At 48.8% G+C, this 19,455-nt stretch carries 20 protein-coding genes and 1 pseudogene; 15 read left to right on the top strand and 6 right to left on the bottom strand.

The window, feature by feature from the left end; all coding sequences use genetic code 11:
* Positions 1-9 precede the first annotated feature (9 nt).
* Both csn and NSQ37_RS00880 read right to left on the bottom strand, forming a co-directional pair.
* Positions 10-846, bottom strand: a complete 837-nt coding sequence (gene csn / locus NSQ37_RS00885) for a chitosanase (protein ID WP_015240537.1) — start codon at positions 844-846, stop codon at positions 10-12.
* A gap of 136 nt (positions 847-982) precedes the next feature.
* Positions 983-1,444 carry a DUF2691 family protein gene (locus NSQ37_RS00880; RefSeq protein WP_025285234.1) on the bottom strand — a complete coding sequence of 154 codons (462 nt, stop codon included), beginning with the start codon at positions 1,442-1,444 and terminating at the stop codon, positions 983-985.
* 77 nt (positions 1,445-1,521) lie between these two features.
* Here NSQ37_RS00880 and NSQ37_RS00875 point away from each other — a divergent pair, with 77 nt between their 5' ends.
* The 3 genes from NSQ37_RS00875 to NSQ37_RS00865 all read left to right on the top strand — a co-directional run bounded on the left by NSQ37_RS00875 (position 1,522) and on the right by NSQ37_RS00865 (position 3,816).
* Positions 1,522-2,223 (top strand): class I SAM-dependent methyltransferase, encoded by a 702-nt coding sequence (locus NSQ37_RS00875; protein ID WP_132105871.1) that lies wholly within the window; start codon positions 1,522-1,524, stop codon positions 2,221-2,223.
* A 37-nt stretch (positions 2,224-2,260) separates the two neighbouring features.
* Entirely contained in the window at positions 2,261-3,376 is a 1,116-nt protein-coding gene (locus NSQ37_RS00870) for an NAD(P)/FAD-dependent oxidoreductase (RefSeq protein ID WP_253612777.1), read from the top strand.
* A gap of 65 nt (positions 3,377-3,441) precedes the next feature.
* A complete protein-coding gene (locus tag NSQ37_RS00865) occupies positions 3,442-3,816 on the top strand; it encodes a nucleotide excision repair endonuclease (RefSeq protein ID WP_007410094.1) in 375 nt (124 codons plus the stop codon).
* A 38-nt stretch (positions 3,817-3,854) separates the two neighbouring features.
* On the opposite strand, the gene NSQ37_RS00860 is transcribed toward NSQ37_RS00865, so the two are convergent.
* A complete protein-coding gene (locus NSQ37_RS00860) occupies positions 3,855-4,127 on the bottom strand; it encodes a DUF1648 domain-containing protein (protein ID WP_015240532.1) in 273 nt (90 codons plus the stop codon).
* Positions 4,128-4,250: 123 nt separating this feature from the next.
* Here NSQ37_RS00860 and NSQ37_RS00855 point away from each other — a divergent pair, with 123 nt between their 5' ends.
* The 3 genes and pseudogenes from NSQ37_RS00855 (at position 4,251) to NSQ37_RS00845 (ending at position 6,305) form a co-directional block, all read left to right on the top strand.
* Entirely contained in the window at positions 4,251-4,781 is a 531-nt protein-coding gene (locus NSQ37_RS00855) for an SdpA family antimicrobial peptide system protein (RefSeq protein ID WP_025285231.1), read from the top strand.
* Positions 4,782-4,813: 32 nt separating this feature from the next.
* Positions 4,814-5,630: pseudogene (locus NSQ37_RS00850) on the top strand (sporulation-delaying protein SdpB family protein); the annotation flags it as partial.
* 84 nt (positions 5,631-5,714) lie between these two features.
* On the top strand, positions 5,715-6,305 hold the full coding sequence (locus tag NSQ37_RS00845; protein ID WP_341123064.1) for a sporulation delaying protein family toxin: 591 nt from the start codon (positions 5,715-5,717) through the stop codon (positions 6,303-6,305).
* Positions 6,306-6,338: 33 nt separating this feature from the next.
* Here NSQ37_RS00845 and NSQ37_RS00840 read toward each other — a convergent pair whose 3' ends face one another.
* The gene (locus NSQ37_RS00840; RefSeq protein ID WP_069007325.1) at positions 6,339-7,265 is read right to left on the bottom strand and encodes a MerR family transcriptional regulator; all 927 of its coding nucleotides are present in this window, start codon (positions 7,263-7,265) and stop codon (positions 6,339-6,341) included.
* Positions 7,266-7,461: 196 nt separating this feature from the next.
* Between NSQ37_RS00840 and NSQ37_RS00835 the strand changes: the two genes are divergently transcribed.
* The 5 genes from NSQ37_RS00835 (at position 7,462) to NSQ37_RS00815 (ending at position 12,458) form a co-directional block, all read left to right on the top strand.
* On the top strand, positions 7,462-8,448 hold the full coding sequence (locus tag NSQ37_RS00835) for an SIS domain-containing protein (RefSeq protein WP_032867108.1): 987 nt from the start codon (positions 7,462-7,464) through the stop codon (positions 8,446-8,448).
* A 73-nt stretch (positions 8,449-8,521) separates the two neighbouring features.
* A complete protein-coding gene (locus tag NSQ37_RS00830) occupies positions 8,522-9,787 on the top strand; it encodes an ABC transporter substrate-binding protein (protein ID WP_038456488.1) in 1,266 nt (421 codons plus the stop codon).
* A 24-nt stretch (positions 9,788-9,811) separates the two neighbouring features.
* On the top strand, positions 9,812-10,702 hold the full coding sequence (locus tag NSQ37_RS00825; RefSeq protein WP_012118373.1) for a carbohydrate ABC transporter permease: 891 nt from the start codon (positions 9,812-9,814) through the stop codon (positions 10,700-10,702).
* Between the two features lie 3 nt (positions 10,703-10,705).
* Positions 10,706-11,590 carry a carbohydrate ABC transporter permease gene (locus NSQ37_RS00820; protein ID WP_218791356.1) on the top strand — a complete coding sequence of 295 codons (885 nt, stop codon included), beginning with the start codon at positions 10,706-10,708 and terminating at the stop codon, positions 11,588-11,590.
* Between the two features lie 13 nt (positions 11,591-11,603).
* Positions 11,604-12,458: a PfkB family carbohydrate kinase gene (locus tag NSQ37_RS00815; RefSeq protein ID WP_007613586.1), complete on the top strand. Its 855-nt coding sequence runs from the start codon at positions 11,604-11,606 to the stop codon at positions 12,456-12,458.
* A gap of 24 nt (positions 12,459-12,482) precedes the next feature.
* On the opposite strand, the gene NSQ37_RS00810 is transcribed toward NSQ37_RS00815, so the two are convergent.
* A complete protein-coding gene (locus NSQ37_RS00810) occupies positions 12,483-13,211 on the bottom strand; it encodes a GntR family transcriptional regulator (protein WP_150941389.1) in 729 nt (242 codons plus the stop codon).
* A 156-nt stretch (positions 13,212-13,367) separates the two neighbouring features.
* On the opposite strand from NSQ37_RS00810, the gene NSQ37_RS00805 reads away from it, so the two are divergent.
* Positions 13,368-14,474 (top strand): ABC transporter ATP-binding protein, encoded by a 1,107-nt coding sequence (locus NSQ37_RS00805; RefSeq protein ID WP_163113448.1) that lies wholly within the window; start codon positions 13,368-13,370, stop codon positions 14,472-14,474.
* Between the two features lie 49 nt (positions 14,475-14,523).
* Here NSQ37_RS00805 and NSQ37_RS00800 read toward each other — a convergent pair whose 3' ends face one another.
* On the bottom strand, positions 14,524-15,393 hold the full coding sequence (locus NSQ37_RS00800; RefSeq protein ID WP_007410107.1) for an endonuclease I family protein: 870 nt from the start codon (positions 15,391-15,393) through the stop codon (positions 14,524-14,526).
* Positions 15,394-15,592: 199 nt separating this feature from the next.
* On the opposite strand from NSQ37_RS00800, the gene allC reads away from it, so the two are divergent.
* The 3 genes from allC to NSQ37_RS00785 all read left to right on the top strand — a co-directional run bounded on the left by allC (position 15,593) and on the right by NSQ37_RS00785 (position 19,424).
* Positions 15,593-16,834, top strand: coding sequence for an allantoate deiminase (gene allC, locus NSQ37_RS00795; RefSeq protein WP_099567068.1), 1,242 nt, complete (start codon positions 15,593-15,595; stop codon positions 16,832-16,834).
* A gap of 60 nt (positions 16,835-16,894) precedes the next feature.
* Positions 16,895-18,106, top strand: a complete 1,212-nt coding sequence (locus tag NSQ37_RS00790) for a pyridoxal-phosphate-dependent aminotransferase family protein (RefSeq protein WP_301296503.1) — start codon at positions 16,895-16,897, stop codon at positions 18,104-18,106.
* Positions 18,107-18,227: 121 nt separating this feature from the next.
* Positions 18,228-19,424 carry an MFS transporter gene (locus NSQ37_RS00785; RefSeq protein ID WP_071181963.1) on the top strand — a complete coding sequence of 399 codons (1,197 nt, stop codon included), beginning with the start codon at positions 18,228-18,230 and terminating at the stop codon, positions 19,422-19,424.
* Positions 19,425-19,455 lie beyond the last annotated feature (31 nt).

Raw genomic sequence — 19,455 nt, 5'->3', positions numbered from 1 at the left:
TTTTTTTGTTTATTGAATAGTGAAATTACCGTATTCGCTTGACCGGACATGAATCGGCCCGTTTAAATTGTAGTTCTTCTCTTTGACAATATCGCGGAAAACGTCGACACGGGCAACCGATTCTCTCCATTCATCCTGGGTGTCCTCATCTGACGGATTCATCAGATCGTCATAGCGCACATCCAAGAATTTATTGAGCCATTTCTTCTCGTCAGTTCCGTCTTTCGGTGACCCGCCCATTTTTTTGTTCGTGCGTTTAATCAGGGCATAAAAGGAGTCTGGATCATCGCCGTCGCCATGCTGAATCACCGTATCGTACATCACTGCTTTTGCCAAGGCCGTTTTCAGTCCGGCATTTTCTGAACGTTCCATCGCCGGCTGATAATACAAGCTGTCATTTACCTTATCCTGGGCAGCGCGGAAGGCTTTATCATTGCCAAGTGAGCGCCAGGCAGAAGCGAATCCTTTCAAATTGCTGATGTCATCGCTTTCGTCCTTCGCAAGACGCCGCAATTCAGGCAAATACTTTTTCAATTTGTTATTCGGCACCGCTTTCGTGTATACTTCGACTACTTCCAGCGCATCTCCGGTAGCCGTCGTAAAGCCGGCCCGCCCGCAAGTGTAACCTCTTCCGTCATCCAACGCTTCAACATATCCGTATTGGATTTCCGTCTTTCCGTTTTCAAAGATGCTGGTCAGCTGTTCCGCCCGGCGCTTCTGATCCTTATTCAGCCCGGCCGCTAAAACCGTACCGCTCATCATCAGGGTAAAAAACATGGTGAAAATAAGTGACGAAACCGCCGTCTTCTTCCAAAAATCTGCTTTTTTCTTCAAGCTGATTTTCATTGCCATACCCCTTTCATATGTAAGTTACGCACTCAGTATACATGAGAGGGTTGTTTTTTTGTTGAAAACACACGAATTTGTTAATATTTTGAATCCTAAGCCCTATCAGGCGCTTCATAAAAAGAACGCACCTTCATCAGACAGACAATCCCGTTCTCGCATCATTCTCATCTGTAACATAGTCAACGCGGAGAAATCCGCATTGTACAGCCTGCTGATAAAGGGCTTCGAGCATATCCGGATCTTTGCAATATAACGTTACATACGAGCAATCTGCAATGAGAAGCACAAGCTCACAGGAACTCTCCAAATACTCCTCGTACGTATTGATTTCCGTTACCATCCCGCCCGGGAAAGCTTTCAATTCAGCAAAAATCATATAATAAGGGTTTCCTTCCAGACGCTGACGGAGTTCTTGACCCTGAATGATGCGCTGATTTTGCGGAAACAGGTCTGTATCGGTGTCTTCTTTGAATTCAGTATACGCCTCTCCATCACCGATAAACCACGTATAGGAAGAGATGGGGAACGGTTGTAATATATCTGCCGCAAACCGTCCGAATTGATTTGGGATGTTAAATGTAATGCCGCGTTTCATATGGTCGTATCTCCTTTCAGCTTTTGTTAGAATAATATGGTATACCATTTGGATAAATATTGAAAGGGGTGAGTGTTATGACAGCACGATACGGAATTGATGCGCCTTATGGAGCGTTTGGATTTATCTTTCTTGCGCTCCTTTATGCTGCAGCCACGTTATGCGGTATGATTCCTCCTTACTGGGGCTGGCTGACGGGCACCTTGTTTTTATTGCTCGGTCTTTGGATGCTCTTGTATTCAACGGCCATTAAACTTTTACACCGCCATCGTATTCTTGCGCTATCCGGTTTAAAGCCGGACATGAAGGTGCTTGATGTCGGTACGGGGCGGGGGCTATTAGCCATCGCCGCGGCTCAAAAAGGCGCTGACGTCTCAGCGATTGACAAATGGTCAAGCTGGGACCTGGTCGGAAACGGAAGAGACGCATTTGAAAAGAACAGACAGGCTGAAAGAGCGCCGGAAATTGATCTGTATGACGGACTGGCGCAAGACATGCCGTTTCCTGATGAGACGTTTGACCTTGTCATTTCGCATTTTACCGTACACAACATTTCAGGCAGAAAAAAGAGGGAACGGGCGATTGCGGAAATGGTGAGGGTGCTGAAGCCTGGCGGCACATTGGCCGTGTCAGATATAAAAAATACATCACAATACAGAGCAATTCTTGAGGAAAACGGCTTTCAGACAAGAACGTATTCCTTTTATTATACGTTTCCGTTTTCGAAACTCATCATTGCCGTCAGGACTCCGGTAGGAACCGGGCGCTCCATTTGTTAAAATAAATAAGACAAAACAGATAGAAAAGGTGTTACACATGAAGTCTTATATAATTATCGGGGGCGGCATTCTCGGTGCGTCCGCGGCTTATCATCTCGCAAAGGCCGGGGCGGATGTAACGGTCATTGACCGGAAACACCCGGGGCAGGCGACTGACGCCGCGGCGGGGATCGTCTGCCCGTGGCTGTCACAGCGCCGCAATCAGGCATGGTATGCGATCGCAAAAGGCGGAGCCCGTTATTATGAACGATTGATACAGCAGCTTGAAGCGGACGGAGAAACAGAAACCGGTTATCAAAAGGTCGGAGCCGTCAGCCTCCATACGGATGAAAAAAAGCTCAGCCAAATGGAGGAAAGAGCTTATAAAAGAAGAGAGGACGCCCCTGAAATCGGTGACATTACAAGACTGACTCCGGAAGAAACGAAGGCGCTGTTCCCCGCGCTGTCGGAGGAATACGGGGCGGTTCATGTCAGCGGCGCGGCCCGGGTGAACGGGAGGGCGCTTCGTAAGGCGCTGTTGAACGCGGCCGTTAAGCACGGCGCGGCGGTTTACAATGAAGAAGCGTCAATATTGACAGAGGACGGTGCCGTCATCGGTGTGAAAACCGCAGAACGCACGCTTACTGCCGATCAGGTTCTCGTAACGGCCGGTGCTTGGGCGAGAGAGCTGCTTGAGCCGCTCGGCATCCGCTTTTCAGTATCGTTTCAAAAGGCGCAGATCGTTCATTTAGAGCTTCAGGGAGAGGAGACGGGCGGCTGGCCCGTCGTCATGCCCCCAAACGATCAATACATTCTCGCCTTTGACAGCGGCAGAATCATAGCGGGCGCGACTCATGAAAACGATACCGGCATGGATTTGCGGGTGACGGCCGGCGGTCTCCGCGAGATTTTTGACAAAGCATTAACCGTGGCGCCGGGGCTTTCAGACAGTACTGTAATAGAGACAAGAGTCGGTTTCAGGCCGTTTACTCCCGGTTTTCTTCCCGTCATCGGCAAAGTGCCGAATATCAGCGGACTCCTCGTTGCCAACGGGCTGGGCGCCTCAGGACTGACGAGCGGGCCGTATCTGGGGGCTGAACTGGCGAAACTCGCGCTCGGGCAGCAGACGGAAATTGATTTAAGCCTTTATGATCCGGCCGGGGCGCTTGAATAAAAAATAGCTTTTGGCGCATTCTTATGATAGGATGGAGCTTTAATGAATAAGAGGACGTGACCCATTTGATAAAAATAAACCTTCCTGCTCCTGATGTAACCATTACGGAACGGCAGCAGTCACCGTCGGAGAATGAACCGGCGATTAAAGCGATTTACGGTTTCATTGATTTTCACCAAATTCCGAGAGACAAAGGCGGCATCTTTATGTTTTATAACATTCATGATGAGCTGCTGTTTGTCGGGAAAGCCCGTAAATTAAGACAAAGAATCAAAAAGCATTTTGAAGACAATGTGTCGCCTGTTAAACATCACAGGGACGAAGTGTATAAAATTGAAGTATGTGTCGTAAATGATCCCATGGAAAGGGAGATTTACGAAACGTACGCGATCAATACCCTTCAGTCGAAATACAACATTGAGAAAGTATTTTATAAATAAGAAAAACCGGAGCTTAAGGGCTCCGGTTTTCTTTATGTTTACAGTGCCAGCCACATCACGGCAATATGCACGATCAGCAGACAGTAAACGATGAGGAATAGCTGGACGACCTTTTTTCTGAATAACATGCAGATCATCATGAGCACGGGAAAAATCAGGACGCCGGCCGTTTTATTGATTGATGTATTCGGACGGTTCGACACGTCATAGTGAATGGCCATATCAGCAGGAAGAAACGGATAAAACACAATCGACAGAATAAAGGCGAGAACCACAGCTCCCCACAGCACTTTATCATTCATCAAAAACATATGAACACTCCCTTTTTACATATAATAGTATATTAGTCCGAAAAATCTGATTTATCAATATTTTACCTGTTGATTGGTGTATAATCATGTCAATGAAATTTCCATCCGCTAGGAGGGTTTCAATTGACTGACAAGAAGCAAACCAGCATGTTTTCATTCTTTCTTTTTATCATGGCCGCCTGGATCATCGTTTTGTTTTTTACCATCATCGCGGCATTGCCAAGCTCCGCCATCCAATTAACCAAGCATCAATCCAAAACCGTTTCCATGATTTATCCGCAAAGCTGGGGATTTTTCAGTAAAGATCCGAGAGAAGACAGCTTGAACATCTATCTTCTTGATGCCGATGAGGAGCTCAGATGGCCGAATAATTCTCTGAAAAATGTCATCGGCTTAAACCGCTACGGCCGGACGCAAGGGATAGAGCTCGGCCTTATGCTGGAAAAGCTGCCTTCCAAAGAGAAGTGGAACGACTTCACGACTGGCCAAGACATTAAGGATACCACATTTTTGAAAATGAAAAATGAGTCTCCCTCCCCAAGGCTGAAAGGGAAAATGATCATTACATATGAACGCATTACCCCATGGGCATGGAGCCAACATACCGAAACGAAAAGAACCATCAAAAAATACATCGGAGTGGATGTCAATTGATTCAGGATGCAAAAAAGCAGCTCACCTTATGGATGATGAAGAATCCGCCTTGGACAAATGTGTACGGGCTTGCCAGAAGCTTAATCGCGCTCGGCACGCTGCTGACATTGCTGTTCAATCCGGCGTCTGTCTTCTTCAAAACGCAAAATCAAATGCTCAGTTTTTCCGACACGTTCAGCCTGTTTCTGCTGTTTCCCGATTTCCGTTACATTGAGATCGTCAAAGCCGTTTGTATCTGTATGTTAATCCTTGTCGTCATTGGCTGGCGGCCGCGAATCACCGGTTTTTTTCACTGGTGGATTTCGTACAGCTTCCAAAACTCCGCCGTTACCCTTGACGGAGGAGATCAGGTGGCTGCCGTTTTTACACTGCTGCTGCTCCCGCTGACATTAACCGATCCGCGGAAATGGCACTGGTCTCCGTACGAGGCGTCTTTTGAGAAAAGGCCGCTTGAGCCTTATTACCGCTCCTTGTGCTGGGCGACGCTGACAATCATCAGAATACAGGTCGCAATGCTGTATTTTAACTCCGTCATTGCTAAACTGATGGAAGAAGAGTGGCAGAACGGAACTGCCGTTTATTACTATTTGAACGATCCGATGCTGGGTCTGCCGGATGCGCTTCACGGTCTGTTTGACTTTATCCTGCAGTCCAAGCTTGTCATCATCCCGACGTGGGGCACGCTTATTGTGCAAACCATTATGTTCTGCGCTTTGTTTGCTCCGAAAACATATTGGCGTCTGATATTGTTTATCTCCATTTTTATGCACGAAATCTTTGCCGTTATGCTGGGGCTTACCTCGTTTTCCATTACGGTGGCTGGTATTTTGGTCCTGTTTTTGGTGCCGGCAGAGAAAACAGTAGCTTTGAACCATTACAATCCCCTTTTTATCAGATACAATTTTTTCAATAAAAGGAAAAGGAGGAAATTATATGGTTAAAAGCAAAAGGTCTGCTGCCGCCATGATGCTGGTGTTTGTTTTAATGGTTGCATTAGTCGGCCCGCATGCCGCGGCGAAAACTGAGCCATCCGTCTCTTATTCGGGTGAAGACATTTTTTCCGGCATCTTTTTCGGACAAGGTGAGGTCGCAAAGCTCCTTCCTGAAGTATGGGATACCAAGGCTGTCAAAAAGATTGATCAGGATGAATTAAAGCAAGTTTCCGATCAGGTGATCGCTGATATTAAAAAGTCATCGCCGAATTATTTTAAAGAGTTAAACGCGGCGGTCTACAGCGGCGATTATGAAAAAGTGAACAGCGTCATTGATCAAGGTTCGCAGATTATGGCGAAAGTGCTGAAAGAAGAGTTTGACAAAAAAAGCATGGACAAAGGAAAATCAACGGCCATCGGCCAATGCGCAACGGCTGTATGGGTATTTTTAAACGCGGCGGCCGCCATTGAGACGATCGCTCTTGCGGTAGCGGCCATCATTTTGACAGTAGCAAGCGTTGACGAAGATTCCGACTTAGGAAAAGAGCAGCTCATCGCTAATGTCGTTGACCGCATTAACGCGCAGCACTGAGGCTGAAGAAAGAAAACGCTAAGGAAACGAACCTTAGCGTTTTTTTGATTGAAGCATCTGTTTTAAATATGCTTCTGAATCAAAGCCGAGTTCCTCGTCGGCTTCTTTTTTCAGTTCAAGCTGAAGTCGCACGTATGTGTCATATTTCGGGCTGAGCTTTTGAAGAAGATTGCTGAAAGGCGATCCCTCCTTCAGCGCGGGCAGATCAGAAGCTGATTCTCCGACCTTGATCAGGCTTTCCCTGTATTCTTCATCTGTCTGCACTCTTTTCACAAGCTGAATGATGATGTTTTTATGAGTGTCCCAAGTGGCGGGGTCTCTCTCTAAAATCCGCTCGATAAATTGATCATGCTGGACTTTGTGCTGCTGAAGCTGAGCCGGATCCTCCTTGCCGACCAGCTGCATCATCGGGTGTGCAGCCGGAACTTCTTCCATATCATCCAATACTTTAATAAGCTCCGCCCATATCGTTTTTTTCTCATCTGTATCAATAGAAAAGTCGAGGAACGGTTCAAACAGCGCGGCGATAAATTCTCCGAAATCTCCCGGGAACAGTTTTTTCAGCTGAAGTCCCATATACTTCGGTTCATCTATTTTGACCTCGCCGATATCATGCAGAATTGAATCGACATTTTCCGCATCTTCCACGCGCTTGATCAGCATTTCAGTCAGTTTCCGTTCCTGCTCAAGCTCTTCAATCTGCCGGCTGAGCTTTTGATGCTGCCGGCGCAGTATATCATGCAGACTGCTGCCCTCTAAGAGGAACGCTTTAATATCGCTTACAGACAGTGCCAGCATTCGGAGGGCGGCAATCATTTTCAGCGTATTCACGTTCTGATCGGAATACTCACGGTATCCGTTATCAGGGTTTTTGCTGACGGTGATTAAACCTTCCTGCTCATAATATTTGATGGCTTTTTTCGTGAGACCCGTCTGTCTGGCGGCTTCTTTTATATTCATTCTGAATCACTCCCTGTTTTTCATTCTAAACGTGTCTCTAAGGGTCAGGTCAAGAGAGGGCGGGAAATAAGCCGGGTTTATTTTATATTTTAGAAATTTCAGAAAATATGATTGACAACGCACCTTTGCTGCGATTAATATAACGTTATATAATGTTATATAACGTTATATAATAAAACACTGAGGAGTGAAGGATTTGAGTCAAACTGCCGCACAAGTGAATCACAAGGTTCAGGCTTTCTTGGATGATCTGAAAGGAAAAACGATTGACCACGTCTTTTTCGTCGCTTGCGGGGGTTCTTCAGCCATTATGTATCCGAGCAAGTACGTGTTTGACAGAGAGGCGAAAGCCATCAGCTCTGATCTCTACAGTTCAAATGAATTTATTCAGCGCAATCCCGTTCAGCTCGGAGAGAACTCTCTCGTGATTTTATGTTCTCAGTCAGGCAATACGCCGGAAACGGTGAAAGCCGCCGGTTTCGCCAGAAAAAAAGGCGCGCTTACGATTGCGATGACCTTTGAGCCTGATTCGCCGCTAGCGAAAGAAGCCGAATATGTCGCGGTGTATGACTGGGGTGAGAACGCACAGGCGATAAATACGAATTACGGGGTTCTGTATCAAATCGTGTTCGGCGCTTTACACGTGCTGGAAAACCATCCCGCGTTTGAGCCGGCGATCGACGGACTCAATAAGCTCCAGACCGTATATGACAAAGCGCTTAAACAAGAAGCGGATCACGCAAAGGCATTCGCGAAAGCCCACGAAAAAGAAGATATCATTTACACGATGGCAAGCGGTGCGAACTACGGTGTCGCTTACTCCTACAGCATCTGCATTCTCATGGAAATGCAATGGATTCATTCCCACGCCATTCATGCCGGAGAATATTTTCACGGACCGTTCGAAATCATTGATGAATCCGTTCCATTTATTATCCTGCTCGGCTTAGACGAAACAAGACCCCTTGAAGAGCGGGCGCTTTCCTTCTCAAAAAGATACGGCAAAAAACTGACTGTGCTTGATGCGGCAGCATATGATTTTTCCGGAATTGACGATTCTGTAAAAGGCTATCTGGCTCCTCTCGTATTAAACCGGGTGCTCAGAAGCTATGCGGATGCGCTGGCGGAAGCAAGGAACCATCCGTTAAGCCAGCGGCGTTACATGTGGAAAGTCGAATATTAAGAACGCGCATTATATTTCACCGGACTATAATGATATATAACGTTATAGTCCGGTGACAAAGGAGGAAAAGCATCTGAAAAAGCTCATCTGCCTGTTCGTTCTGTTAGCCGTATGTCTGTCAGCCGCCGCCTGTTCAAGCCAAAGCAGTTCCTCTGACGGAAAAGTGACTCTGAAGTTTTTTCACAGGTGGCCGAAGGAGCCGGAAAAAAGCTATTTTGAAGAAGCGGTCAAAGAATTTGAAGCCGCTCATCCGGATATTCATATCCAAACGGAAGCGGTCTTAAACGATTCTTATAAAGACAAGGTGAAAGTCATGCTCGGAACAACGAGCCCCCCTGATATTTTCTTTTCATGGAGCGACCGGTTTGCTTATAAATTCATCAAAGGAGACAAAGCCCTCGATCTGTCGTCTTACTATCAGCAGGATAAAGATTGGTCCTCACAGCTGGTGCAGTCACAAATCAAACCCTTTACGCATGACGGAAAACAGTACGGTGTTCCGTGGCAAATGGACGCTAAATCATTCTTTTATAATAAGGACATTTTTAATTCATTACATTTGAAGCCCCCGGCGACATGGGATGAACTGATCACAGTCTCTGAGAAATTGAAAGAGAACGGATATATTCCGATCAGTTTCGGCACAAAAGCGCCTTGGACCATTTCTCATTATATCGGGACGCTGAACCAGCGTATGGTGGATGAAAAAACGCGGGCGAAAGATTACAGCCCGGAAACCGGGGAGTTTACGGACGAAGGCTATGTCAAAGCGCTTGAAAAGCTTCAGGAACTTCTGCCGTACTTTACAAAGCACGTGAACTCCGTCGATCACGAATACGTGCGCCAGCAGTTTACGAGCGGAAAAGCGGCGATGATTTATGCGGAAACGGCAGAAATTAAGCTCGTCGAACCGGTCAATCTGGGCTTGTTTCCTTTCCCGAAAATCAGCGGCGAAAAGGGATCTCCCCGTGCACTGACCGGATCTCCGGAAGGATTTATGATTTCCTCAAAAACGAAGCACCCGAAAGAAGCCATGGAATTTCTTCAGTTTTTAACCTCGAAAAAAATGGGAGAGAAGCTGATAAAAGACGTCGGTAAATACAGCGCGGTTCAAGGAACGGCGACAGAAAACAATTCCGCCCCGATCCAGCGTGAAGCCGTGCAGGATATCGTCCGCGCCGAAACAATGGTGCCGTGGTTTGATATGGATGTTGACGTTGAAATCGCCGATGTGTATGCGGCAGGCGTTCAGCAGATGCTCGGCGGCACAATGACACCGCGCGAGGTGATGAATTCCGTGCAGAAAGCGGCGCGTCAGGTCAAAGCGTCATCTGAATAGAACAGATTTCTTTGGAGAAAGGAGATGAGGATTTCCTTGGTCAGCCGAAAACGTTTCATTCCGTATCTGTTTCTCGCGCCCGCGCTGATTTTTCTGCTGTTCGTTTACATTCCGATTATTGAGAATGTGTTTTTCAGTCTGTTTGAATGGAGCTCATTTCAACCCGAAAAGACGTTTATCGGTTTGAAAAATTATATTGACCTGTTTCACGATCCCGTATTTTTTACAGCGCTCCGCAACAATGTGCTGTATGCGGTCATATCGCTGATTTGCCAGGTTGGCGGCGGCTTAATTCTGGCGGCCGTGCTGGAAGACAGACTGGTAAGAAAATGGTCGCCGTTTTTCCGCACGGTCTTTTTTCTTCCGGTCGTCATTTCCATGACCGTCATTGCGCTGTTGTTTGATTTTATTTATAACCCGGAAATCGGGCTTTTGAATCAGCTGCTGGAAGCCGTCGGACTTGATGAACTGACCCGCGCGTGGCTGGGCGATGAAAACACCGCTATGCTGTCTGTCATTTTTGTGTCTCAATGGCAGTCTGTCGGTTACATCGCCATGCTGTACATTGTCTCGATTCAGAGCATTCCCGCTGAATTATATGAATCGGCGCAGCTGGACGGAGCCGGAAAAATCCAGCAGTTTTTTCACATTACGGTGCCGCAGACGAAAGAAATGTCGTTTGTTGCCGTGGTGATGACGCTGACCGGCGCATTTACCGTATTTAATGAACCGTATATTCTGACCGGCGGAGGGCCGGGCAATGCTTCAGAAGTGCTGAGCACATTTTTGTATAAGAGTGCTTTTACAAAGGATATGATGGGCTACGCTTCTGCGATCGCGACGGTGGTGCTTTTGCTGACGCTTGCTCTGTCGCTTATTCAGATGAAATTCTTTAAGACCGGAAAGGAGGAGTAGCCGATGCTTCCTGAAAAGACGGACTTGCGTCATGCCCATCAGGCCGTCAGAACAGGCGGAAAACCGAGAAAATGGAATGTCGGGGAAACGTCTGTGTGGCTGTTTCTCTTTATCTACCTCATTGCCGTTGCATATCCGCTGTTATGGATGGCGGTCAGCGCCTTTAAAAGCTCGGATGAGATTTTTGAGCACAGCTGGTCGCTGCCCTCTGTCTGGCATCCCGAAAACTTCGTATCCGCATGGAACCAAGGGATTTCCGCTTATTTTATGAACAGCGTCATTGTGACCGTGCTGACTTGTCTCATCACCGTATTTGTGAGCGCCTGGGCGGCATACGGGCTGGCCCGTTTTCAATTTAAAGGAAAAGGGTTTGTGCTGATCATTTGTCTTGGCGGCTTGATGCTGACGCCGCAGGTCAGTCTTGTGCCGCTGTACTCCATTATCCAGTCATTGGGACTGTACAATACGTATTGGGCATTGATTCTTCCGTACGCCGCCTACCGTATTCCGTTTACCGTGATTCTGATCCGGTCCTATTTTTTGTCGATTTCCAAAGAGCTTGAGGAAGCTGCCTATCTGGATGGATGTACAAGTTTCGGAATATTTTTCAGAATATTCTTACCTATGAGCGTGCCGATTCTGGTGACATCAGGCATTTTGACGGCTTACCATACATGGAATGAGTTTATGTTTGCGATTATTTTTATCGATGATGAAAATTTACGGACGATTCCGGCCGGGCTGATGCAGTTCAGAGATGCGCTGCAGACGGATTGGGGCGTGCTGCTGGCCGGGCTGACGATTTCTGCTGCTCCGATCATCGCGCTGTTTTTATTGATGCAGAGATATTTTATCCGCGGCATTGCTGCGGGAAGCGTGAAAGGATAAGGAGGATGAAAAGATGAAACTGATAGCGGCCGGAGATAATGTAGTAGATTATTATCAGGATCAGGAAACGTTTTACCCGGGCGGAAATGCGTTAAACGTAGCCGTGCTTGCCCGGCGCTTAGGCCACGAAACTTCTTATATCGGGATTCTCGGCAGTGATGAAGCGGCGGATCACGTATTGAATGTGCTGAAACTGGAAAAGGTGAATGCCGATCTGATCCGCCGGGCATACGGAGAAAACGGGATGGCGGTCGTCACGCTTGATGAAAGAGGGGACAGGATATTTGCCGGATCAAATAAAGGCGGCGTGCAATCGCGTCTGACGCTCGCTTTTCAGGAGAATGACATCTCATTTATCGCCGGACATGATCTGCTGCATACGAGCGTATACAGCAGGATAGAACGTGACCTCCCGATGCTGAGCGGCCATGTGCCGATTTCCTTTGACTTCTCTGTAAAACGTGACGAAGCCTATTTAGAAGCGGTCTGCCCGTACGTGACGTATGCGTTTTTTTCCGGGAGTGATTTGAGTGAAAGTGAATGTGTGCGGCTTGCCGAAAAAGCCCGCGGTTTCGGAGCGAAAATCGTCTGTCTGACAAGGGGAGAATATGGCGCGGTGTTATCGGATGGGGAACGCGTCTATCATCAGCCGGTGGTAAGAGCTGATATAATAGATACATTGGGCGCGGGTGATTCTTTTATCGCCGGGTTTCTTACCGATTTTTTCGAGCATCAGGATATTCGGCGAGCGCTTACTGCGGCCGCCGGGACGGCTGCCAAAACATGCGGAGGGTTCGGAGCATTCGGTTACGGGCATCCCTACAGGCCGGGCGGCGGGAAAAGCAGTGAAAAAACGAGAATACGATAAGCATTGTCTCGTTTTTTATACTTGTTACGCATAGGGACTGTTAATGGTAAACGTGACGCGGTCGGTATGCATTACAAACAGCGAGCTGTATATCGGCTGGTCTTTTGACATAAAAGCGGTTTTGTCAATTTCAAAAAGCGCATCCCCGATATCACAAGCCAGATAGCGGCTTTCTTCCTGCTTGGCGTATACGACATTTAACAGCTTCGTATTATGGGTGGGCACCACCTGATAGTGCTGTTTCAAAATGTCATGCATCGACACGCCGCCTTTAATATGCTTGCCGATGTCGGGAAATAAACTGAGCGGATAGTGGGCGATTTCGAATGAGAGCGGCTGGTCGTCGTGAAATAAAATGCGTTTTAATTCAAGAACGGGACTTTCGGAAGCGACGCGAAGTTTTTGGGCGATGGATTTAGGCGCTTCAATGATTTCATAGGAAAGGATCTGGTGTTTCGGTTTTTTCCCCGTTGATTCCATAAATTCAGAGTAGCCGTTGACCGCGATGAGCTCCCGCTTCAGTTTAGGGCTTTTAACGAACGTTCCTTTTCCCTGCTGCCGGACGAGCCAGCCTTCTTCCACAAGATCAAGGATGGCCTTCCTGACCGTTATGCGGCTGACGTTGTACGTTTCGCACAGCTCATTTTCGGTCGGCAGTTTTACGGACGGCGAATAAACGCCCTTCTTGATATCGTCCGCGATAATTTGTTTCAGCTGAATATATAAAGGTTTCGAGCTCCCGTTATTTAACAATGGGACGGACCTCCTTTGTCAAGTAGTAGTACTATTATATGTATTATGACGTTATAATACAAATTTGCTTTTCATTTATGAATCTGTCAGAAACCCCGAACATTTTTAACATAACAGAAAGATGTGGCGGTTTCCAGTATTGGAGGAGTTTTTCGAATGGCATCATTAACATTTGACCATATCAAAAAAACATACGGCGCCCAATCGGCGGCAGTGAAGGATTTTCACTTAGATGTAAAAGATGAGGAGCTGCTGGTGCTAGTCGGGCCCTCCGGCTGCGGCAAATCTACGACACTCAGAATGATTGCCGGACTGGAGAGCATTTCTGAAGGGAAGCTTTATATCGATGGAGACGCGGTGAACGATCTGCCCCCGAAGGATCGCGATATCGCGATGGTTTTTCAGAATTACGCGCTGTATCCCCACATGACGGTGTTTGATAATATGGCGTTCGGTTTGAAGCTCAGAAAGCTGCCGAAAAAAGAAATCGCAGAGCGAGTCCGGACGGCCGCTGATATTTTGGAAATCGGGCATCTGCTCAAGCGGAAACCGAAGGCTCTTTCAGGCGGACAGCGGCAGCGGGTTGCGCTCGGCCGGTCGATCGTGCGGGAGCCGAAAGTGTTTCTGATGGACGAGCCGCTTTCCAACTTAGACGCGAAATTGCGAGTGACGATGCGCGCCGAAATCAGCAAGCTCCATCAGCGTTTGAAAGCGACCATCGTTTATGTGACGCATGATCAGACGGAAGCGATGACAATGGGCGACCGGATTGTCGTGATGAATGAAGGAGATATTCAGCAGGCCGCAAGCCCCCATGAGATTTATCATTATCCGGCGAATCTGTTTGTGGCGGGTTTTATCGGTTCTCCGAGTATGAATTTTATAAAAGGCGCCATTGAAGAAAGTCACGGGCAATGGTATTTTGCCGGTTCGTCCGTTCGTCTGCCCATTCCGAAAGAAAAAGCGGCCGTTCTTGTGCAGAAAGGATACAGCGGTAAGGAGATGATTGCGGGGCTGCGTCCGGAGCATTTGACGCTTGCCGGACAATCAGAGCACCCGGCTGAAGCGGTGTGCCGCGCTGTGGCGGAAGTATGTGAAAACTTAGGCGCGGAGATGTACGTTCATGCGGTGAGCGGAGATGACCGCATGACGATCCGTCTTGACGGCGCTTCACAGGTGAAACCCGGCGATGCCATTCTGCTTGCGGTCAATATGAACCGGGCCGTCTTTTTTGATGCCGACACTGAAAACGCCGTATATTGAAAAAGGGAGCCTGATGATCGGGGCTCCCTTATCACTTCTTATGATACGATTACCAGATTTCGTCCGCCCATTCCGGATGGTCGATAAACGGATTGCGGTTATGCTGATAGTCTTCGTAAATGATTTCGTTCCGCCGTTTTTCCTTACTGTCGACGGGGTCTTGTTGATTCCATTTGAGCAAAACGGACAGTTTTCCCATGTAAGGAGCTGAGCCGTTTCCGGTTTTATCATTCAGCTCAAGGTCAGGATACCCGTCGTCTCCTTCATAACGCACCGCCATGTAAAACAGCATGCGGGCGACGTCTCCTTTAACCTCATCGCGCGGCTCCCAGGAATCACCGTCGTAATAATTGCCCGGCGCTTTCGGGTATTCTGAGCCGCCGTTATCAAAATCCATATTTCCTCTGGCACTGTTCACCTGGACGTCTGCAGGGCGCAGATGATGAATGTCCGTCCCGGGGCCGGCAGCTGTTCCGAAGTTTCCGTGTGACTTTGCCCACACGTGTTCGCGGTTCCAGTCCCCGACGCTGCCGCCGTTTTTACTTTTGGCCCGTGATTCCTGGGTGTAGAGCAAGATGACATTGTTCGGATTTGCCGGATCTTCGTCAGTTTCCTTCAATGCATTCCATACTTGGCTGTAAGACAGCTTTGTATGTCCGCTGATGATGCGGTGCAGGGCGCTCTTTAAGGCTGTTCCGCTTTTTCCGGAAGCTTCTTTGTAATATGTGTCCGTATCCGCAGACGGAGTGATGACAGCTGAGGCAGTTTGCGGAAAAAGAGTTGTGCCGCCGGCAGTTGAAACCGCCATCCGGCTGTACAGATTCGTGTCAGCCGGCGCGCCCGCAGAGGCTGACGGCGCGGCCCATCCAAAAATGAAAAACAGGCAGACAATCGGCAGAAACCAAAGTTTTTTTGTCATGATTTGCCCTCCTTTACCTCTATTATCCAAAAAATAAATCTAATATTCTATCTTTTTTGAAAAATGGTTCCTTCGACTTATTGGTCAAAGTATCCGGAAAATCATTGATTTTTTAGAGGATATGATAATGAACTCGTTATGCGCTCCTTCTATAATGAAGATCATCTTGTCAGTTTTTCAGTTTAAAAGGAGGGCGTGTATGGAACATCAGCAGCTTTCGTCGGCGAATATCGGGATTTCCGATGACATACAATGGCTGTCTCAATTCGGCGCTTCCGCTTCCGGCGGAGTGACGAGGCTTTTATATACGAAAGAATGGATGGACGCCCAGCTTGCCGTCAAAAAGAAAATGGAGGCGTTCGGGCTGGAAACGGCATTTGACGATGTCGGTAACGTGTTCGGCCGGCTGAGCGGCACAGAATCACCTGATGAGGTGATTCTGACCGGGTCGCATATTGACACCGTTATTGACGGCGGCAAATATGACGGTGCGTTCGGCGTGCTGGCGGGCATGCTGGCGATCCGGCATTTGCATGAGACGTGCGGGCGTCCGAAAAAAACGCTGGAGGCTGTGTCGCTCTGTGAAGAGGAAGGGAGCCGTTTTCCCATCACCTATTGGGGCTCAGGCAATATCACCGGTGCTTTCTCGCTTTCAGATGCGGAAACGCCGAAAGACGCGTCCGGCATTTCTCTGAAAGAAGCCATGCGGCAGAACGGCTTCGGTGCAGGCCGTTATCCAGCACCGCTGCGCACTGATATTAGTGCCTTTCTGGAAATTCATATTGAACAGGGGCAAACGCTTGAACGATCGGGAAGGGATATCGGGATTGTCACCGGGATTGCCGGACAGAGACGCTATACCGTTACGCTTGACGGTGAATGCAACCATGCCGGCACCACTTCAATGAAATGGCGGAAAGACCCGCTCGCGGCGGGAAGCAGCATTATCCACGAACTGATGCTCTCAGCGGAAAGACAGCCGGAAGAGCTCCGCCTGACGTGCGGGAAAATGACGGTTGAACCGAATATGGCGAATGTCATTCCGGGCCGTATCCAGTTTTCCGTTGATATTCGCCACCCGGAGGAAGACGTGCTGGCAGCCTTCCATCAGAAACTGGTATCGATTGTTGAAAACATCAGCCGCAGCAAAGGAGTCAGGCCCGTTATTGATGAATATATGAGGATAGAGCCGGTTCAAATGAATCAGACACTGACGCGAACCGCAGCGGAGGCTGCAAAAGAACAGGGGGCGGACCCGGAGAAAATCGTAAGCGGAGCGGGACATGACGCCCAGATGCTCGGCAGAACCTTTCCGGCCTGCATGCTGTTTGTGCCGAGCCGTGACGGAATCAGCCACTCGCCGCTTGAATTCACACCCGCACATCAGCTTGAAACCGGCGTCCTTACGCTGGCGAATGTATTACATAAACTTGCCTATTAACGTAAAGGGGGAATCGGCGTGCCGACCAGAAAAGAATTGTGCATTCCGCAAAGAACCATTATGACACCGGGACCGACAGAAGCTGAACCGAGAGTGCTGAGGGCGATGGGCGCTCCGATCATCGGCCAGTTTGACCCGGCATTTACCGGCATCATGAACGAAACGATGCAAATGCTCCGTGAATTGTTTCAAACGGAAAACCGCTGGGCCTATCCGATTGACGGCACATCAAGAGCGGGGATTGAGGCTGTTCTCGCAAGTGTGATAGAACCGGGCGACAGCGTGCTCGTTCCGATATACGGACGCTTCGGATACCTGCTGACTGAAATCGCCGAGCGGTACGGAGCGGACGTTCATACGATCGAGTGTGAATGGGGAACGGTCTTCCGGCCTGAAGAGATTATCAGCGAGATGAAAAAGATTTCCCCGAAAATCGTCGCTATGGTGCACGGAGAAACATCAACGGGGCGGATTCACCCGCTGAAAGAAATCGGGGAAGCGTGCCGCGCCCAAGACGCACTCTTTATCGTGGATGCCGTGGCCACGATCGGAGGCTGCGCCGTAAAAACGGATGAATGGAAGATTGACGCAGTCATCGGGGGAACGCAAAAATGCCTATCGGTCCCCTCCGGAATGGCTCCGATTACTTATAATGACCGGACGGCAGCTGTCATTGCCGCGCGTAAAAAGGTAGAACGGGGCATTGCGACGGCAGCTGACGGCAACATGCTGTCCGGTCATCGGCCGATTACGAGCAACTATTTTGATCTGAGCCAGCTCGAGGATTATTGGAGTGAAAGAAGGCTAAATCACCATACAGAAGCGACAGCAATGCTTTATGCGCTGCGGGAGGGTGTGCGTCTTGTCCTGGAAGAAGGACTTGAAGAGCGGTTCCGCAGGCATCGGCGTCATGAAAAAGCGCTTACGGCGGGACTTGCAGCAATGGGACTTGATTTATTCGGCGATCCGGAGGCGAAGCTGCCTGTCGTCACATGCGTGAAGATTCCGCTGGAAGCAGACGGCGAATCGATCAGAAGGATGCTTTTGTCTCAATTCGGAATTGAAATCGCCAGCTCATTCGGTCCGCTGCAGGGGAAAATTTGGAGAATCGGAACGATGGGCTACAGCTGCAGAAAGGAAAATGTGCTGTTTGTGCTGGCCGGACTTGAAGCGGTTCTGATCAGACACGGTGTTGTCGTTAAAGCCGGGGAAGCGCTGCAGGCGGCCCTTAACATATATGATCTGCCGGCTGAAACCGGTGTGCTGTCATGAGACATGAAAACGAGATTGAAATCATCTGGACTTTTTTCCCTTTTCCCCGTTATACTGAATGGTATAAAAAATGACAAATATGGAATAATCATCCGTTTGTCTGGGGAGAAGGTAAGAAATCATGGCGTACATAGGCCGATTGTCAATTTTAATGCTGAATATGTTTATTGCGATGCTTGGAATCGGATTGATTATTCCGATTATGCCCACCTATATTACCGAATTTGGAGCGACGGGCAGCACGATGGGTCTGCTTGTTGCGGCGGCGGGGCTTACACAGCTTTTATTCGCGCCTATTGCCGGGGAAATAACCGACAAATACGGACGGCGGAAACTGATTATTTTCGGCATCGCCGCCTTTGCCGTGTCACAATTGATCTTCGCTTTTGCCGGAAGCCTGTGGCAATTGTTCGCATCCCGCCTTTTGGGCGGAATGGGCGCGGCGTTTTTAATGCCGTCAATGTTCGCTTACATAGCGGATATTACGACCGAAGAAGAACGCGGGAAAGGAATGGGGCTGTTCAGCGCGGCGATGACGCTCGGTGTCGTCATCGGGCCCGGTGTCGGAGGCTATTTGGTTCATTACGGCATGTCTGTGCCGTTCATCGTGTCTGCAAGTCTCGCCTGCTTTTCAACGGTGCTTTCATTTTTCTTTCTGCCTGAAACGCTGGGACGTGAAAAGCAGCTGGAAGCCCGGGCAAAAACGGAAAAACGTGAGCATCTGTTTAAGCAAATGTCACGCGCGCTCAAATCGCCGTTCGCGTTTATGCTGATTCTGGTTTTTGTGCTGAACTTCGGAATTATGAACTTTGAATCCGTTTTCGGCCTTTACGTTGACCATAAACACGGATTTAAAGCCTCTGATATTGCCTTTATTATTACGGCTGCGGGTCTCATCGGCGTGTTTGTGCAGGCGGTCGGCGTCAGTTATCTCGTCCGCAGGTTCGGGGAAAAGCGCGTCATTAACGTGACGTTGATCGGGGCTGCTGCAGGACTTGTGTGGTGCCGGTTTGCGGGTTCATATTGGGCCGTTTTTGCCGCGGCAATCTTTTTCCTGACGCTGACATCGCTGCTCCGGCCGGCCGTTAATACGATGCTGTCGAAGCTCGCCGGTGACCAGCAGGGGTTTGCCGGCGGGATGAACACCTCATTCATCAGCTTAGCGAATATCGCCGGACCGTCAGCCGCCGGTTTTCTCTTTGACGTAAATATGGAATTTCCGTATATGCTGGGAGCGGCCATTCTCGCCATCAGTTTTCTGGCCGCGCTTGGCTGGGGCAAAAAGACACAGACCCGGCCGTTCACGCAGCAAGGATAAGAATCAAAGCCTCCGTGTATCCGGAGGCTTT

The organism is Bacillus sp. FSL P4-0334, assembly GCF_038004825.1.
Lineage (GTDB): Bacteria > Bacillota > Bacilli > Bacillales > Bacillaceae > Bacillus > Bacillus velezensis.
This window is presented reverse-complemented; position numbering and strand designations above follow the sequence as displayed.

Bases quoted from the DNA above. Each gene is read 5' to 3' on its own strand.
- csn (WP_015240537.1), bottom strand. From the start codon at position 846: ATGAAAATCAGCTTGAAGAAAAAAGCAGATTTTTGGAAGAAGACGGCG.
- NSQ37_RS00880 (WP_025285234.1), bottom strand. From the start codon at position 1,444: ATGAAACGCGGCATTACATTTAACATCCCAAATCAATTCGGACGGTTT.
- NSQ37_RS00875 (WP_132105871.1), top strand. From the start codon at position 1,522: ATGACAGCACGATACGGAATTGATGCGCCTTATGGAGCGTTTGGATTT.
- NSQ37_RS00870 (WP_253612777.1), top strand. From the start codon at position 2,261: ATGAAGTCTTATATAATTATCGGGGGCGGCATTCTCGGTGCGTCCGCG.
- NSQ37_RS00860 (WP_015240532.1), bottom strand. From the start codon at position 4,127: ATGTTTTTGATGAATGATAAAGTGCTGTGGGGAGCTGTGGTTCTCGCC.
- NSQ37_RS00845 (WP_341123064.1), top strand. From the start codon at position 5,715: ATGGTTAAAAGCAAAAGGTCTGCTGCCGCCATGATGCTGGTGTTTGTT.
- NSQ37_RS00840 (WP_069007325.1), bottom strand. From the start codon at position 7,265: ATGAATATAAAAGAAGCCGCCAGACAGACGGGTCTCACGAAAAAAGCC.
- NSQ37_RS00825 (WP_012118373.1), top strand. From the start codon at position 9,812: ATGAGGATTTCCTTGGTCAGCCGAAAACGTTTCATTCCGTATCTGTTT.
- NSQ37_RS00820 (WP_218791356.1), top strand. From the start codon at position 10,706: ATGCTTCCTGAAAAGACGGACTTGCGTCATGCCCATCAGGCCGTCAGA.
- NSQ37_RS00815 (WP_007613586.1), top strand. From the start codon at position 11,604: ATGAAACTGATAGCGGCCGGAGATAATGTAGTAGATTATTATCAGGAT.
- NSQ37_RS00805 (WP_163113448.1), top strand. From the start codon at position 13,368: ATGGCATCATTAACATTTGACCATATCAAAAAAACATACGGCGCCCAA.
- NSQ37_RS00800 (WP_007410107.1), bottom strand. From the start codon at position 15,393: ATGACAAAAAAACTTTGGTTTCTGCCGATTGTCTGCCTGTTTTTCATT.
- allC (WP_099567068.1), top strand. From the start codon at position 15,593: ATGGAACATCAGCAGCTTTCGTCGGCGAATATCGGGATTTCCGATGAC.
- NSQ37_RS00790 (WP_301296503.1), top strand. From the start codon at position 16,895: ATGACACCGGGACCGACAGAAGCTGAACCGAGAGTGCTGAGGGCGATG.
- NSQ37_RS00785 (WP_071181963.1), top strand. From the start codon at position 18,228: ATGGCGTACATAGGCCGATTGTCAATTTTAATGCTGAATATGTTTATT.